Here is a 15,735-nt window from a genome sequence, read left to right as displayed (position 1 = left end):
ACTTTGGAAAAAGTTCACGAAAGAACTAAATTAAATTTCTTTTTATCTAAGAGCAAATTATACATGAAATTCCAAGCATAGAAAAAAGCCGCTAAGACAATGTCTTAACAGCTTCCTCTCCCTTTAATATAATCCCTCTGTTTCTTCTTTCGTTACAATATATATATTTTTCGTCTGTGTATAGCCTTCTAAGATGCTCTTATATGTTTCCCTGCCGATTCCTGATTTCTTGTAACCGCCAAATGGCGCTCCCGCTGGTAGTTGATTATACGTATTCACCCACATCCGGCCTGTTTCCACACTTCTTGCTACACGCAATGCTGTATTAATATCTCTTGAGAACACCGCTCCTCCAAGGCCAAACTCTGATTGGTTAGCCAGCTCAATAACCTCTTCTTCGGTCTTAAATTTAATGACTGCTGCAACTGGGCCAAAAATCTCTTCTTGGGCAATACGCATATCATTGGTAGCATCAGCTAAAATCGTCGGAGCCATAAATGCACCATTTTCTAATCCGTTATTTATGAGCCTGCACCCACCTGTTACAACTCTAGCACCCTCATCTTCTCCAATTTTTACATATTCTAAAATTTGCTCTAGTTGGCGTTCATTTATTTGTGAACCCATCACGACATCTTCTTCCCAAGGCAAGCCAACTTTTACATCCTCAAAAGCTAGCTTCATTTTCGCAAGAAACTCCTCATAAATTCCTTCTTGGATAAAAATTCGGGAACCAGCACAGCATACTTGTCCTTGGTTAAAGAGGATGCCTAATTGAACCCCTTCTAAAGCTCGCTCCATTGGCGCATCGTTGAAAATGATATTTGCTGACTTTCCGCCCAGCTCAAGTGTAGAGGGAATAAGCCTTTTTGCTGCAGCCACAGCAACTTCTTGGCCAATTTCTGTAGATCCTGTAAAGGCAATCTTCGCAAATCCCTCATGCTTTAACATATAGTCCCCGGAATGAGAGCCGCGACCAGTAATTACATTGACCACCCCTTTTGGTAAAACTTGATCTAATATTTTGGCCAGCTCCAGCACACTTAAAGAAGTAGAAGAAGATGGATGAATAACGACCGTATTGCCTGCAGCAATAGCTGGGGCGATTTTCCACGCAGCCATTAAAAGGGGAAAATTCCAAGGGATAATTTGTCCGACAACTCCGATCGGCTCTTTAATCGAAATAGATAGAGTATCTTCATCAAAGGCTTGGGCAGCTCCTTCTTCAGAGCGAATGACCCCTGCAAAATAGCGGAAATGGTCCGAACTTAATGGCACATCTATATTTCTTGTTTCTCTTAACGGTTTTCCATTATCCAATGTTTCTACTAACGCTAATTTTTCCGCATTTTCATCGATTAAATCGGCAATTTTTAATAGTAAGTTACTTCTATTTAATAAACTTACTTTTTTCCAGGATTTTAAAGCTTCTGTTGCTGCATCCACTGCTTGATCAACATCTGTATAGGTTGCATCAACAAAGTCAGCTAGCTTTTCGCCGTTACTTGGATTGAAGCTTGCCATCAGCTTCCCTTCCGAACCCTTTTGCCACTGTCCATTAATATAAAGACCATACTCTGTGTCCAATACAGCTGCTGCATTTAAAGAAGTTACCATTTTCAAATCCCCTTTTTCATATATTTAAAAATAAGGTATTGATTACACTGAACATTAAAGGGAAAGTTCCAACCTTATTTTTATTCTGGTTTCAAAACTCCTATAAGAATGCGTTTACAAATGCAATTAATCAAAGACTGCTTCCAATGTGATAACTTTAACAAACTAGCAGATAATTAAATTATAAAATCCAATATTAGGAATGTCTAATAATAACGTTGTACTTCTTTTTGTTACAATCCCAATTGCCGGAAATAGTTTTGCTTTCTTTTTTAAAGACTTGAAATACTAAAAAGGACATGCGGCTTCCCACATGTCATGTTCTTCTTGCTTTAATAATCATAGTAGTTGGAAATTTCCTTGCTTTGTATAAGGAATAATAGCGATGAGAGATTTCAGCCTCGACCGTTTCCAAGCTTTTGGAAAACTCGCTTTCTATAACAGATTCAATTGTAAATCCTGCTTTAATCAATTCTTTTATAAAAGTACTCATTCTTACTTTGGGTAAGCCCCTTTGTCCGCCATATAAAGCAAAGAATGTCCGCTGCCACAGCCGATATGTAAGGATTTTTTATTTGTTGCATTCATTCTTCTTTTATTTGCTAAGCGTGCCATAACTAGGTAGTCATAAATCCCGTTAAAATGATGGACTGCTTGATTCCAGCTTTTTTATTTTGTTGTAAAATATCTCTCTTCATATTCCCCTCCTCTACCATACTTACCGATTCTATATTTTTTTCACTTACCTGCTTGCTTTTTCCTATGAGAAAAACCCGCCAAAACGGACGAGTTTTTTCTCATTCTTATTTTATTTCTATTAAATATTCTCTTGCTTTAAACCATCTATAATATTCTCTTTCTTAATTTTGCTGACTGAATATAGCATAGCAGAAGCGACAATGATAAATATCGCAATAACTACATAGAGAATACTCATCCACGGAAGCGCAAAACCATATTCAAATGTATTGCTTATCGACCAGTATATGATAGCTATTACTCCAATACTAATTGGAAGACCATACATCAATGCTTTTATTCCATAAAAAATGCTCTCAAAATAGATCATTTTATTAAAGCCAGTTGGGGTCATTCCAACCGAACGCAGCATGGCAAATTCCCTTTTTCGCAAAGAAATGCTTGTAGAAATGGTATTAAAGATATTGGCAATACTAATTAATGAGATGAGCGTAATAAACCCATACATAAAGACAGACATCATCATAATCATCTGCTCTGATTGCTTACGATCTTTTTCGACATTGTAGATATAGACCGAGCTTGTTTTTAGATCTTCTAATTCCTCTTGGGTTTTCTCTGGATTATCGCTGTTTAAATAGAGCGTGTAATTCATATCCATATTTTCATTTTTAAATAATTCCTTTGCTACCTCGTCGGATATAATCATGGTAATTGTTCCATAACTATTAGCATCAATCCCCATTATCGTTTCATTGGTAAAAGTACCAATTTGAATCTTATTAAACTTTTCATCCTTTTCCTTGTCAAAATTGTAGCGATAGAGATCCATATAATCACCAGGTTTTGCATTTATCACTTTTTCTTCCACAAATTTCTTTTCATATGGATCAGAATAGGAAACGTTCTCTATTACAATACCTTTTGGAACATTAGGATTCGTATATTCTTGGGAATTAAAGCCTGCAGTTTTAGCATATTTCTGCAAAGCTGCATCAGATAGCACAAAGAAATTCACATTAAATGATAGTTTACCATTCTCTAGAATAGTTTTATCTTTCTTCACTTTTTCCCTATTATTTTTACTTAATACATCTTCAGCAAGATAAGTGTTCACATAGGTGCTTTTAATTACATTACTTTTTGTAACACTAGGTGCATTGGCTAAAATCTGCATCTCTTCCTCTGTAGTATTAGAATCGGCAGACACTGCAATATCATAATCAATATTTTTCTGTGATAGCCCAACTGATTTTTTCATATTATCTGTGAAATATGCTACAGTTAAGAAAAGCAAAATACTTATAACCAACGAAAAAACAGTTGTTTGATATCTTCGTTTATTACGTTTTAAATTTTTCAAGCCAATTTCCGCTTCTAAGCCAAATACCTTGCGCACAAGTTTAGAAGTTTTTACTTTTTTTCCAGTTAATTTAATATCTTGTGTTTGTCTTATTGCATCTATTGCTGAAATCTTTGATGCCTTTCTTGCTGGCAGATAGGTAGAAATAAAAATTGTTACAATGGAAATCAGAATGGAAAATAAGATGGAATAAGGCGTTACTACTACATTCAGGCCTTCTGTAGTGTTTAAAGCTACTTTAAAATATTTGTTTATAAAATAGAATGTCGCGCCAATTCCTGCTAGTCCCGCAAGGATTCCTATCGGGATGCTGATGCCTCCTATAACTGTGCCTTCAAAAAACACTGAATTTCTTTTTTGTTTCTTAGTTGCGCCGACACTAGAAAGCATGCCTAAATGTCTTGCCCGTTCTGACACACTGATGGCAAAAGCATTATAAATCAATGCCACAGAACCAATTACAATTACAAGTATGATAATTCCTAATAGAGAATACATCGTAACAAGCACATTATCATGTGAAGATACTCCCTCATAACGCAGGAGCTCATCATTAAAATTCACTTTGGCAATAGATAATTTCTTTGCTAAGGATTCCAAGTCCTCATATAAAGATTGCTTTACCTTTTTCAAGACTACACTTGCATTGACGCTGCTGTTAGTCGTTAACTCCTTTTGGTCCAAATAGCTAATTACTGTATAGCCTGGTGCCCATGAAGATTCCCATGATGGGGTTTCCATAATCCCCACAATTTTGAATGTAGCTGCTTTTGCTTGCTGGATTTCCTCCGTTTTTTCTCCTTCTTCATTCCTTTGCAAAGGATCTGTTTGTGTTAATATCGTATCTTCTCCATCTGATTTTAAATGTCTTTCCCCAATACTAACTTTTATTTCCTCACCGATGGCATAAGAACTATTCCCTTTCTTCCTCATTTCATCAGATATGATAATTTCATCCGCGGATTTTGGATACGTTCCTTCTTTTAAACGAATTGGAAATTGCTCAAATCCTTGCTCATCATATTGTTTAAAAAATAAGTACGGTTTATTTTCGTTTTTCGAATCCTTCCATTCCGCATAACCCAAATCATTTGATAAGATAACTTTTTCAATTTTGCTATCTTTTTTTATCTCTTTAGCTTGCTCGCTATTCACACCTATAAACTGCGCATGCCATTCTCCGCCCCTTGCTATCGTATCTCTTTTTAATAGATCAATAAAAGAAACACCAAGAGTGGCAACAGCTGTCAACATACTGACAGAAATAATAACGCCAATAATCGTCACTAGTGTTCTTCGCTTATTCTCCTTTAAATTTCTCAAAGTAAGTTTATTCATTATATTCATGGACGAATCACCTCATTTTTGGCGATTTTTCCATCCTCAACAGAAATGACACGATCCGCTTGTAATGCAATCCGTTCATCATGGGTAATGACAATAAGTGTTTGATTATAGGTTTTATTAAACATTTTTAATAGTTCCATAATCTCTTCACTATTTTTACTGTCTAAATTCCCTGTAGGCTCATCTGCCAGCATAATTGCGGGATTACTGATAAGTGCTCGTCCAATGGATACGCGCTGCTGCTGTCCCCCTGATAATTGATTAGGCAGGTGATCTAATCTTTGCTGCAGACCTAATATCGAAACAATGCGATTAAATTGTTCTTTATCTACCTTGTGATTATCTAATAGAAGAGGCAGCGTAATATTTTCTTCTACCGACAAAATGGGGATTAAGTTATAAAATTGATAGATAAGACCAATTTGTCTTCTTCTAAAAATAGCTAATTGTGTTTCATTTAATTGATATATATCTGTATTATCTACAAAAACTTTTCCACTTGTTGGTCTATCTACCCCACCTAGCATATGAAGCAAAGTCGATTTCCCTGACCCAGATGGTCCAATTATTGCTACAAACTCCCCCTTATTAACAGAAAAGGATACGTTATCCAATGCTTTAACAGCTGTTTCCCCTTTTCCATATACTTTAGACAGATTTTCTATTTTTAAAATTTCCATTTATTCGCCCTCCAATTACTTGATGCTCTTAGTCTACCTGTCTAAAGTGACTATTGAGTGACTTTAAAGTGACAATTTAGTCACTTTAACTGGTTATAGCTCTTTTGTGTTAATTTATTGATATTGGGGTTTCTTTGGTTGAACACTACTTTTTCTTGCTGCCGAACAGATATGGATTTCATCCTCTATATGAACACCATTTTTCCTTCCGGTCGAACCAATTTTGGCTTTCATTCCCTCTATGAACACCACTTTTCCTTCCGGTCGAACCAATTTTGGCTTTCATTCCCTCTATGAACACTACTTTTCCTTCATGCCGAACCAATTTTGGTTTTCATCCTCTTTATGAACGTCGCTTTCCCTTCCATCCGAACAAATTATGGCGTTCATTCCTTCAATGAACGCCTGCCCACAGTAAAACGAATTCTCTTTTTCATCTATTCTAATTTCCGCTATCATCCATAACTCAATTTCACTAAATCACTTGTTTATAGAATTTAATATGAAAAGTAGTTCCTTCTCCTATCTTACTTCTTACTTCAATATCCCCATGCTGGCTTTTTATAATACTATAGGCCATTGCTAAGCCGATGCCGATGCTGTCTTCACTAGCATTTTCCCCTTTATAAAATCGTTTGAAAATGTAAGGTAAATCTTTTTTAGCGATGCCCTTGCCGTTATCTTGAATAACCATTTCTGTAAACAAGACATTTTCCGCGAAGTTAATGTGTATTTGTCCACCTTCTCCGGTATGCTCTACACAATTTTTTAAGATATTTATTATTGCTTCTACTGTCCAGTTAAAATCACCTATGTATGTAACACTATCATCTCCAGTAATCTGCAAAGTCTGTTCTCTTATATCCATCGGAATTAATACTGGTTCAACTGCCTTATGAATTAGTGCTTTCACAACTACTTTTTCCTTTTTAAAAGGAATCGTCCCAGCATCCATTTTCGATAATTTCAGTAAAGAAGAAACTAACCACTCCATTCTTTCCAGCTGTATCGAGATATTATTCGTAAACTCACGCCTTCTTGATTCTTCCAGATGGGGATTGCTTAACAAATCAGTCATTACCACCATGGAAGTCAGCGGTGTTTTCAATTGATGAGAGATATCAGAAATTGCATCTGTCAGTTTCAATTTTTCCTGTCGAAGAAGTGTGCTATGTTCTGAAAGCATTAAGGTAACTTTATAGATATTATTTTTTAAGATACTTAATTCACCTTCAACATTATCGCGGATGTCCAGACTTTCATCTCCATTACTTATTCGCTGTAAGTAGCTCGAAAGCTGTTTTATTTCCTTATAACGGAATCTTGTAAATAAAAAAAAGATAATAAAAATAATGCTGATAACAATAAACAAATAAACGGCTGCAGCGAAAGAAAAGGAGATCAGTGCATATATAATCGCTAAGATACTTATGCATACTAAAACGATCATCATTACTTTCACTTCACGATTACGAAGCATTACTAGTCACCTACCTTATAGCCAAGACCACGGACAGTTTTTATAATGGTTGGCTTTTGGGGATTATCTTCTAATTTCTCGCGGAGCCTTTTAATGTAAACTGTTAAGGTATTGTCATTAACAAAATCCCCTGCAACATCCCAGATTCGCTCCAATAGCTGTGTCCTTGTTAAAACTTGGCCTAAATTATTGGCGAATATCAGAAATAACCGGTATTCCAGGGCCGTGACTACCACTTCTTCAGCCTTTTTATAGATCTTTCCTTCCAATGTATTAATACGAATATCGTCTATTTCGATGAAAGGAGTATTTTGTTGCTGTACATTGTAGCGGCGCAATACGGATTTTATTCTTGAAAGAAGCTCTCTCAGGCGAAACGGTTTAGTAATATAGTCATCTGCCCCCATATCAAGGCCCATTACTACATTAACTTCATCATCTAATGCCGTTAAAAAGATAACGGGCTTATCTGATTTACTTTTCACAAGCTCACATAATTCATAACCAGAACCATCTGGCAGAGACAAGTCAAATAAACATAGATCAATATGGTTAAGCTCTGCCGCTATCGTTTTTCTCGCGCCTTTGGCATCATGACAAATAATTGTGTCATAATTTTCACTTTGTAAACTGTAATCTAAACCAGAAGCAATTGTTTTATCATCTTCAACTATTAGTATTTTCATTTTCTACTCCCATAATTTTTCTTTTCTGTAATTATTCTAAACGATTGGTACATAGAGTGAAAGGTCTTCCCTTATAAAAAGGAAAAAGCTAAAAATTGATTCAATATTAATAGGTAAATTTAGCATACGATTAAATATGTCTGTGAATACTAAAACAAAACCAACTAAAGGAGTTTTTTGAGATGGACGCGAAACCAAAACCATTGAATATAGATTTAAAACAAACTGACCTAAGTGAAAAGCTAACATCAGCAGAATTAGGTAAACTTTGGACAACGTATATGGGCAACAGCATGTCAAAATGTTTTCTCCATTATTTCCTTCAGCATGTCGAGGATTCTGATATTAAAAAGCTATTGAAAAATGCCTTAAAATTGAGCACAGAATTTTTATCTATATCAGCAGAAATACTTTCAAAGGAGAATTTTCCATTGCCAAAAGGTTTTTCCCTAGAAGAAGATGTAAACCTTCAAGCACCTCGTTTGTTTGAAGATGAATACTATGTTCATTATCTTAAGTATGCCGCTAAGGCTGGAATAAGCATTTATAACGTAGCTATTCCCCTTGTTTTTCGAAAGGATGTAAAAGAATTTTTCCAATATTGTATGAGTTCTACCGTACGTTTAATAGAGCAAATTAAGGAAATATTAATGAAAAAGGGCTTTACCCGTAAACCGCCTATTATTCCCATTCCTGAAAGTCAAATGTTTGTTCAAAAGGATTTTTTAAATGGTTATTTTGGACATGTAAGATCATTACATGCATTAGAAATAGCACATCTTTACGATAATATCGAGAACAATGTAGCGAGTAAAGCATTGATTATGGCATTTAGTCAAGTTGTCCAACAAGAAGAGATTCGGGAACTCTTTATTAGAGGAAAGAACTTTACCGATAAGCATGTTGAACAGTATATGGAAAAACTACATAATGATCATTTACCAACACCATCGTTTCTTGATCACTTAATTACAACATCAACTGTTTCTCCTTTTTCGGATAAAATAATGTTATTTCATAAAATGGATATGTTTTCGATGAAAATTAGATCCTTTGGTAACTCAATAGCTGTAAATGGTCGGCATGATATTGCCTTTATGTATACAAGAGCATTAACACAGATAGGTTTATTTACAGAAGATGCTGCTAAAATTATGATTAAAAATGGCTGGATGGAGCAACCACCTTTTGCAGTGAAACGTGAAAGCTAAGGTATTTCATTCATAAAAAAAGGTATCTGGCTAAAATCCACATACCTTTTTCTATTGCCTATTTAACAATTAATTGCTATCTGCCATCTCTTGAAGCTCATTAACCGTAACAAATGTATACCCAGCTTCTGTTAGTGTACTTAAAATTCCTTTTAACGCTTTTTGTTCTTGCCCTGTCTTATCATACATTGGGTGCATCAAAATAATGGAACCTGGCTTTACTGACTCTTTCACATAGTTTATCTTGTCTTCTGCCGTCTGATAATACGTATCAGGCTCCATGTTCCATAGAATCGTATCTATTTCTGCTTGTTTCAAGAAATAAGGAAGCCCAACTAGCTTCTTTCCATTTGGCGGTCTGAAATCTATTTCACCTGTATAACCAGCTTTTTCAATTAATTGATTTGTTTTTTCTACTTCATTCCTTATAAAAGCTTGCGACTTAAATATCATACGCTCATGAGAGTATGTATGATTTCCAAGTTGATGTCCTTTTTCCGCAATTTTCTCTGCCAAAAGAGGATTTTTTTCTATTTCATTTCCAATTAGAAAAAAAGTTGCTTTTGCATCGTAAGCATCTAGTAAGGACAGAATATCATCTACATTTTTGGTAGGTCCATCATCGAATGTTAAGGCAACTACTTTTTTCTTTGTCTTCACATGATCTGTTAATCCACCGAATAATTGAAAAGATCGAGCGTTCATTAATTGATAGGCACCAAATAGGATAAACAATAAAACCAAAAAGCCAATTAATATCCTCCATCTTTTTTTCATTCCATCAGCCTTTCTTTCCTTTACTTTTGCGGATATAATTATATCCTCTTTTTGCTCCCTTATCTATTATTTAGTGACATGAAAAAAGATGGAGAAAACGATTCCTCGTTTTCTCCATCTTTTTGACGCTTAAAAATGGTTATTCTTTGTCTTTTTTCTTATCAATGGTTCCCTCTGTTAAACTATCATTTGCTTGATCATGCGTTTCTTTCAATCCTTTTGAAGCTTCATCCTTTTGTTTCTTCTCGTCAGGCTGATGAGTTTTGCCTGCAGGGTTTGTGTTTGAATCTTTATTCATTGTAAAACGCCTCCCAATATTTCATGATGCATATATTTATCTACTAGATTTATACCACCATTACAAGTTTAAGAAACATCCCATTTTAAGAACCAGTTGACCGATAGTGACGCACACCAACTATCCACACAAGAATACAAGGAAGGATAAATAAAATCCCTGCAAGCGGGGTTAGCATATATAACCATTCCGCTTCGCCGCCCTTACCAAGAAGGTAAAGCAAAGGCAAATAATTGACAGTACCAAAAGGAATAACAAAAGTAAAAAAACGCGTCACCCATTTTTGATAAATATTTAATGGATATTGAGCCATTTCTCTACCGCCGTCGGTAAAAATATTAGCAATCTCTAATCCTTGAATGGTCCAAAAGCTAAGAGTCGCTGCCAAAATAAAAATTCCTGTAAAAATAAAAACACCGCTTAAAATCATTAACAACAGCGTGATGCACTTCATTATGTTCCAATCAATTGCTAGATTAAATAATGCCCACCCTAGAACCATAACACTCTGTAATAACCTTCCCACTCTTGTAAATTCAAATTTCGAACCTAACACTTGAATAAAAGTCGTCCTTGGTCGAACAAGCAATCTATCAAAATCACCGCTGGCAACAAGGCTGGAGAAATTATCAAATCCTCTTGCGAAGCATTCACTTAATGCAAAAGCCATATGAATGACAGCAAAACAAAGACCCACCTCATAAAAATCCCAGCCTTTAATTTGACCAAACCTTTCAAATAAAAAATATAATCCAGCAAAGGCAGAAAAGGGCACAAGAAACTGCCCTAATGACAATAGCCAGAAAGACGTTCGATACTGCATTTGTGATTTAAATAAGAGCAGAAGGTATTGAAAATAAAGGCGCATACTATTTACCCTCCTTGTACAATGACTTTTTTCATCGCTTTATGTAATGCCATTTTCCCAAGAAACACAAGTGCTGCCAGCCATATTAATTGAATTATGATTCCTTCAACTGCTTCAGTATTCGGAATGTTGCCAGAATAGACTCGAAACGGAAAATCTGCCGTTAATCGGAATGGTAGAAGGTAAACAATTTGCTGAAGCCACTCTGGCATAAGCGGAATAGGTATTACCATCCCAGCAAAGAACTCCCCTACTACACCAAATACTAACAGAGATCCCATTGGCGAAAGCGTTATAAAAACGGAAATATAAATAAACATAGAAATAGACACTAATACGAACAATCCTAATAAGAGGGAAATACAAAATAATAAAAATGTTTTTAGATCTGGCGGCAGCATTAGCCGATAAGCTGGCGGAAGGAGAAATGCCAGTAATAGTATTGGAAAACACCTTAGCAGCGCACTTGCTAACCGCTGCGCTAATAACTTACTAAACCAATATTCATAAATTCCGATTGGTCTGCATAACTCATAAGCAATATTTCCTGTCGTTATTAAATCAAATAATTCATTATCACGAAACCATAGCATAATAAACGCTAAAAAAGACTGCTGTAACCATAAATAAGTAACTAATTCTTCCAAAGAAATAGGCTGTTCACCCATCGTTTGCATATAAAAAGCTTGAAAAATCATAATATAAATAAATCCCCAGAAAAACTGTGTAGCCACACCCGCTAAAGCCGCTGCCCGGTATTGCATCCCATTTAATAATCGCAATCTTAACACAGCCACATATGGTTTAATTGTCCTCATATTTCGTACTCCTTATAAAGCTGTACAATAATATCTTCAATCGGCTGTGATGTTACAGAAACGTCAACAAGATCCAGGGAATGAGACAATTTCATAATAACTTCCGAGACAGAAATTTCTGAGGTATCTACACTTAATATAGCTCTTTCCTCCGTCCAAGAAAGAATATCGGCCCCAGGAATTTCGACTGGTGCATTGCTAGATTTATAGTCTGCAGTAATGGTACGATGGGAGCCAAAACGGCTTCTTAATTCCTGCAAATTCCCATCATATAATAGGCTCCCTTTTCCTATTAGAAGAACACGGTCACATAGGGCTTCGATATCAAACATATCATGTGTTGTCAGAATAACTGTTACGTTCTTTTGCTTATTGATTTTTTTTATAAAATTTCTAACTGCTATCTTGCTTACGGCATCAAGACCAATGGTAGGTTCATCTAAGAAGAGAATTTGTGGATTATGGATAAGAGAAGCAGCAATTTCACAACGCATACGCTGTCCTAAGCTGAGCTGTCTTACTGGTGAATGCAGGATATCTTTTAACTCGAGTGTGTCCATTAATAACGACAGTGTGTCCTTATAGCCCTTGTCTGGTACATGATATATATCTTTTAAAAGGGCAAATGAATCGATTACTGGAACGTCCCACCATAGCTGGGATCGCTGCCCAAAAACAACGCCAATATTTTTCACATATTCTACACGATCCTGCCAAGGGGTATAACCCATAATTTCACAAACGCCGCTGTCTGGTACCAGAATACCACTCATTACTTTGATCGTCGTTGATTTCCCTGCTCCATTTGGACCGATATATCCCACCATTTCTCCAGGATTTATCGTAAAACTTATATCCTTTAATGCATGGACAATTGTATGCTCCCTTGAAACAAGAGCTTTCAGTCCTTCTCGTAGACCTGCTGCCCTCTTTGCCACCTTAAAGGACTTATTAATTCCTTGAACTTTAATCATTGCGTTCTCCCTCCTTTTCAAAAGAAGAATATAATAGCATTTTATTGAAGATTTTGTCAATATATTTTTTGATTTTTTCAAATCTTCCGCTACTAATAAAACAAAGCCTGAAATCGATATTCAAATCAATTTCAGGCTCCATTTATAAAAGAAATCTATCAACTTACAGATTGTTTCCACTTAATTTGATAAATCACCAATAATAAGATAAACCAGACTGGTGTAACAAATAATGCAACTCTTGTATCTTCAGCAAGCGCTAATACAACAAGGACGAACGCTAGAAAAAGAAGAATAAGATAATTTGCAAATGGAAAAAGTGGCATTTTAAATTTATTTTTTGCCGCTAGTGCTGGGCGTGATTTACGATACTTTAAATGACAAAGAACAGTAATTGCCCAAATAAAGATAAAGCAAACGGTCGATATGCTTGTGATTAACGTAAATACGCCTTCTGGCATGATGTAATTTAAAATAACCGCAATTAACACAACAATCACAGAAAAGAATAGTGCATTTGATGGCACTTGATTTTTTGTTAATTTAGCAAGGGATTCTGGTGCATTCTTTTCCTTTGCCAACGCAAACATCATTCTGCTTGTGCTAAAGATCGCACTGTTACAGGCTGATGCTGCGGAAGTTAATACAACAAAGTTCACAATCCCTGCCGCTGCTGTAATCCCAACGGCCAAAAATACTTGAACAAAAGGACTTTCAGCAGGATTAATGGCATTCCAAGGGTAAATACTCATAATAATAAGCAATGCCCCCACATAAAAAATTAAAATTCTTATCGGTATATTATTAATTGCCTTTGGAAGAACCTTTTCAGGATTCTCTGTTTCCCCAGCTGTAAGCCCTACTAATTCAATTCCTACAAACGCAAAAACAACCATTTGAAATGAAAGAATAAACCCGTTCATTCCATTAGGAAACATGCCGCCATGATTCCACAGATTGGTAAAGCTTGAAGGACCAGCATCTGTTGAAAAGCCTTTTACTATCATAATAAAGCCAATAATGATTAATGCAATAATGGCAATAACTTTAACTAAAGCAAACCAAAATTCCATCTCTCCAAAAAGCTTTACAGTAGCTAAGTTCATAATAAGTAAGACAATTAAAGCGATAAACCCTGGTAACCATTGAGGTACATGTGGAAACCATAGCTTTGTATACATGCCGATAGCAGTTAAATCTGCCATTGCAATCGAAATCCAACAGAACCAGTACGTCCAGCCTGTTACGAAGGCAGCTTTATTGCCAAAATAATCATTTACAAAATCAACGAAGGAATGATATTCCAGATTAGAAAGAAGCAACTCTCCTAGTGCTCGCATAATCAAAAAACAAATGATACCAGTTATGATGTAGGCAAATAAAATAGACGGACCTGCTAAGTGGATGGATTTACCAGCCCCTAGAAAAAGCCCTGTTCCTATTGCTCCTCCAATTGCAATTAATTGAACATGTCTGTTTTTCAACCCTCTAGACAATGTTTCTTGCTGCATGTTTTATCACTCTCTTTTCAGTTCTACTATTTAAATTTTTTTATGTAATAAGAATTAACGAATTATAGTTTAGCACATTCTAAGACAAGATACACGAATCTCTGCATGATCAAATAGCAAAAGTTTCTTTTAAAAAAACATCTTTCATTTTAGGTTTGTAAAAGCAGATTATAAGGCTATAAATTACTAAGACAATTCCATTGCTCCCTCATACAAGAAGAAAGATACATCAGGAAGAAAAAAATCTATTATTAGGTTGCAATGCAAATATCAGTGTCCTACAATATTTGTTAGAAGTATCTTTAGGAAAATGAATCATCACTACGAATGTTCAAATTATAGGAGGAAGCATTCATGCCCAATTCATATCAAGGAACCAAATTAAAAGTTTTCGCACTCAATTCGTCGCCAGAACTAGCTCAAGAAATCGTAAATCATCTCGGTACCGAATTAGGAAAGTGTACAGTCAAAAAATTCAGTGATGGTGAAATTCAAATCAATATTGAAGAAAGTGTCCGCGGCTGCGAAGTATTTGTTATTCAATCTACATGCGATCCTGTAAATCAAAGTATTATGGAATTGCTTATTATGATAGATGCATTAAAACGAGCTTCTGTTAACACTATTAATGTCGTTATCCCTTATTATGGATACGCACGCCAAGATAGAAAAGCCCAACCAAGAGAGCCCATTACAGCTAAATTAGTTGCCAATTTAATTCAAAAATCTGGTGCAGACCGTGTGATAACTTTAGATCTACACGCTCCACAAACACAAGGCTTCTTTAATATCCCAGTTGATCAATTAGTAGGTATCCCGCTTCTTGCTGATTATTTAAATACGAAAGACTTTACACATGATGTTGTTGTAGTAGCCCCAGACCACGGCAGCGTAACCCGGGCACGTGAGCTCGCAGACCGCTTAAAAGCACCTATCGCTATTATCGATAAACGAGGTCCAAAAGATTTCGGTCCCCGCGAAGTAAACGTTGTTGGTAATATCGAAGGAAAAACGGCAATTATTATAGACGATATAGTGGATACTTCTTATCGGATAACTACTGCTGCGAAAGCCTTACTTGATAATGGCGCTGAAGAAATATACGCATGTTGTATTCATCCCGTTTTATCTGAACCCGCTATTGATATGATACAAGAATCACAAATTAAGGAATTGATTGTAACAAACAGCATTCCACTTACAGAAGAAAAAAGAATCGGCAAGATTACACAGTTATCTATTGCTGAATTACTAAGTGATGCCATCAGCCGCGTTTATGAACATAAGTCAGTAAGTGTGTTATTTAAATAAACTGCTTTAAGCAAAAGGGTTGTCCTGTTGGACAGCCCTTTTTGTTAAAAAAATGTTGATTTAATAAAATAGATAATTTTCCATTGTCTCGTACT

The 15,735-nt window shown here is 35.7% G+C and carries 15 protein-coding genes; 2 read left to right on the top strand and 13 right to left on the bottom strand.

Annotation, left to right across the window (positions count from 1 at the left end; all coding sequences use genetic code 11):
• Nucleotides 1–123 precede the first annotated feature (123 nt).
• From NSS71_RS02165 to NSS71_RS02135, 7 genes are all read right to left on the bottom strand, one after another.
• Complete coding sequence (locus tag NSS71_RS02165) at nt 124–1,617, bottom strand: aldehyde dehydrogenase family protein (RefSeq protein ID WP_061799577.1); 1,494 nt, start codon at nt 1,615–1,617, stop codon at nt 124–126.
• Between the two features lie 316 nt (nt 1,618–1,933).
• On the bottom strand, nt 1,934–2,110 hold the full coding sequence (locus NSS71_RS02160; protein WP_176473240.1) for a hypothetical protein: 177 nt from the start codon (nt 2,108–2,110) through the stop codon (nt 1,934–1,936).
• Between the two features lie 324 nt (nt 2,111–2,434).
• The gene (locus NSS71_RS02155; protein WP_061799580.1) at nt 2,435–5,026 is read right to left on the bottom strand and encodes an ABC transporter permease; all 2,592 of its coding nucleotides are present in this window, start codon (nt 5,024–5,026) and stop codon (nt 2,435–2,437) included.
• On the bottom strand, nt 5,023–5,706 hold the full coding sequence (locus NSS71_RS02150) for an ABC transporter ATP-binding protein (protein ID WP_047941584.1): 684 nt from the start codon (nt 5,704–5,706) through the stop codon (nt 5,023–5,025). The genes NSS71_RS02155 and NSS71_RS02150 overlap by 4 nt, the downstream gene beginning before the upstream one ends.
• A gap of 300 nt (nt 5,707–6,006) precedes the next feature.
• A complete protein-coding gene (locus tag NSS71_RS02145) occupies nt 6,007–6,165 on the bottom strand; it encodes a hypothetical protein (RefSeq protein ID WP_156485441.1) in 159 nt (52 codons plus the stop codon).
• A 16-nt stretch (nt 6,166–6,181) separates the two neighbouring features.
• Nucleotides 6,182–7,186: a sensor histidine kinase gene (locus NSS71_RS02140; RefSeq protein ID WP_061799581.1), complete on the bottom strand. Its 1,005-nt coding sequence runs from the start codon at nt 7,184–7,186 to the stop codon at nt 6,182–6,184.
• Between the two features lie 2 nt (nt 7,187–7,188).
• Nucleotides 7,189–7,872: a response regulator transcription factor gene (locus NSS71_RS02135; RefSeq protein WP_061799584.1), complete on the bottom strand. Its 684-nt coding sequence runs from the start codon at nt 7,870–7,872 to the stop codon at nt 7,189–7,191.
• Nucleotides 7,873–8,054: 182 nt separating this feature from the next.
• Here NSS71_RS02135 and NSS71_RS02130 point away from each other — a divergent pair, with 182 nt between their 5' ends.
• A complete protein-coding gene (locus tag NSS71_RS02130) occupies nt 8,055–9,083 on the top strand; it encodes a DUF3231 family protein (protein ID WP_341151268.1) in 1,029 nt (342 codons plus the stop codon).
• Between the two features lie 69 nt (nt 9,084–9,152).
• On the opposite strand, the gene NSS71_RS02125 is transcribed toward NSS71_RS02130, so the two are convergent.
• From NSS71_RS02125 to NSS71_RS02100, 6 genes are all read right to left on the bottom strand, one after another.
• Entirely contained in the window at nt 9,153–9,860 is a 708-nt protein-coding gene (locus NSS71_RS02125; RefSeq protein ID WP_047941580.1) for a polysaccharide deacetylase family protein, read from the bottom strand.
• A 139-nt stretch (nt 9,861–9,999) separates the two neighbouring features.
• A complete protein-coding gene (locus tag NSS71_RS02120) occupies nt 10,000–10,158 on the bottom strand; it encodes a YozQ family protein (protein WP_082138285.1) in 159 nt (52 codons plus the stop codon).
• 85 nt (nt 10,159–10,243) lie between these two features.
• A complete protein-coding gene (locus tag NSS71_RS02115; RefSeq protein WP_047941579.1) occupies nt 10,244–11,026 on the bottom strand; it encodes an ABC transporter permease in 783 nt (260 codons plus the stop codon).
• A 5-nt stretch (nt 11,027–11,031) separates the two neighbouring features.
• A complete protein-coding gene (locus NSS71_RS02110) occupies nt 11,032–11,844 on the bottom strand; it encodes an ABC transporter permease (RefSeq protein ID WP_235844513.1) in 813 nt (270 codons plus the stop codon).
• Entirely contained in the window at nt 11,841–12,818 is a 978-nt protein-coding gene (locus NSS71_RS02105) for an ABC transporter ATP-binding protein (protein ID WP_336044771.1), read from the bottom strand. The genes NSS71_RS02110 and NSS71_RS02105 overlap by 4 nt, the downstream gene beginning before the upstream one ends.
• A gap of 158 nt (nt 12,819–12,976) precedes the next feature.
• Nucleotides 12,977–14,329 (bottom strand): amino acid permease, encoded by a 1,353-nt coding sequence (locus NSS71_RS02100; protein ID WP_341151267.1) that lies wholly within the window; start codon nt 14,327–14,329, stop codon nt 12,977–12,979.
• A gap of 354 nt (nt 14,330–14,683) precedes the next feature.
• On the opposite strand from NSS71_RS02100, the gene NSS71_RS02095 reads away from it, so the two are divergent.
• Entirely contained in the window at nt 14,684–15,640 is a 957-nt protein-coding gene (locus NSS71_RS02095) for a ribose-phosphate diphosphokinase (protein WP_061799589.1), read from the top strand.
• Nucleotides 15,641–15,735 lie beyond the last annotated feature (95 nt).

It is taken from the genome of Niallia sp. FSL W8-0951 (genome assembly GCF_038006525.1).
GTDB classification, from domain to species: domain Bacteria; phylum Bacillota; class Bacilli; order Bacillales; family Cytobacillaceae; genus Niallia; species Niallia circulans.
Note: the sequence above shows the minus strand (reverse complement) of the source record. Positions and strands in the feature narration are given on the sequence as shown.

Coding starts and splice junctions, on each gene's coding strand:
- NSS71_RS02165 (WP_061799577.1), bottom strand. CDS start 1,617: ATGGTAACTTCTTTAAATGCAGCAGCTGTATTGGACACAGAGTATGGT.
- NSS71_RS02160 (WP_176473240.1), bottom strand. CDS start 2,110: ATGAGTACTTTTATAAAAGAATTGATTAAAGCAGGATTTACAATTGAA.
- NSS71_RS02155 (WP_061799580.1), bottom strand. CDS start 5,026: ATGAATATAATGAATAAACTTACTTTGAGAAATTTAAAGGAGAATAAG.
- NSS71_RS02150 (WP_047941584.1), bottom strand. CDS start 5,706: ATGGAAATTTTAAAAATAGAAAATCTGTCTAAAGTATATGGAAAAGGG.
- NSS71_RS02145 (WP_156485441.1), bottom strand. CDS start 6,165: ATGATAGCGGAAATTAGAATAGATGAAAAAGAGAATTCGTTTTACTGT.
- NSS71_RS02140 (WP_061799581.1), bottom strand. CDS start 7,186: ATGCTTCGTAATCGTGAAGTGAAAGTAATGATGATCGTTTTAGTATGC.
- NSS71_RS02135 (WP_061799584.1), bottom strand. CDS start 7,872: ATGAAAATACTAATAGTTGAAGATGATAAAACAATTGCTTCTGGTTTA.
- NSS71_RS02130 (WP_341151268.1), top strand. CDS start 8,055: ATGGACGCGAAACCAAAACCATTGAATATAGATTTAAAACAAACTGAC.
- NSS71_RS02125 (WP_047941580.1), bottom strand. CDS start 9,860: ATGAAAAAAAGATGGAGGATATTAATTGGCTTTTTGGTTTTATTGTTT.
- NSS71_RS02120 (WP_082138285.1), bottom strand. CDS start 10,158: ATGAATAAAGATTCAAACACAAACCCTGCAGGCAAAACTCATCAGCCT.
- NSS71_RS02115 (WP_047941579.1), bottom strand. CDS start 11,026: ATGCGCCTTTATTTTCAATACCTTCTGCTCTTATTTAAATCACAAATG.
- NSS71_RS02110 (WP_235844513.1), bottom strand. CDS start 11,844: ATGAGGACAATTAAACCATATGTGGCTGTGTTAAGATTGCGATTATTA.
- NSS71_RS02105 (WP_336044771.1), bottom strand. CDS start 12,818: ATGATTAAAGTTCAAGGAATTAATAAGTCCTTTAAGGTGGCAAAGAGG.
- NSS71_RS02100 (WP_341151267.1), bottom strand. CDS start 14,329: ATGCAGCAAGAAACATTGTCTAGAGGGTTGAAAAACAGACATGTTCAA.
- NSS71_RS02095 (WP_061799589.1), top strand. CDS start 14,684: ATGCCCAATTCATATCAAGGAACCAAATTAAAAGTTTTCGCACTCAAT.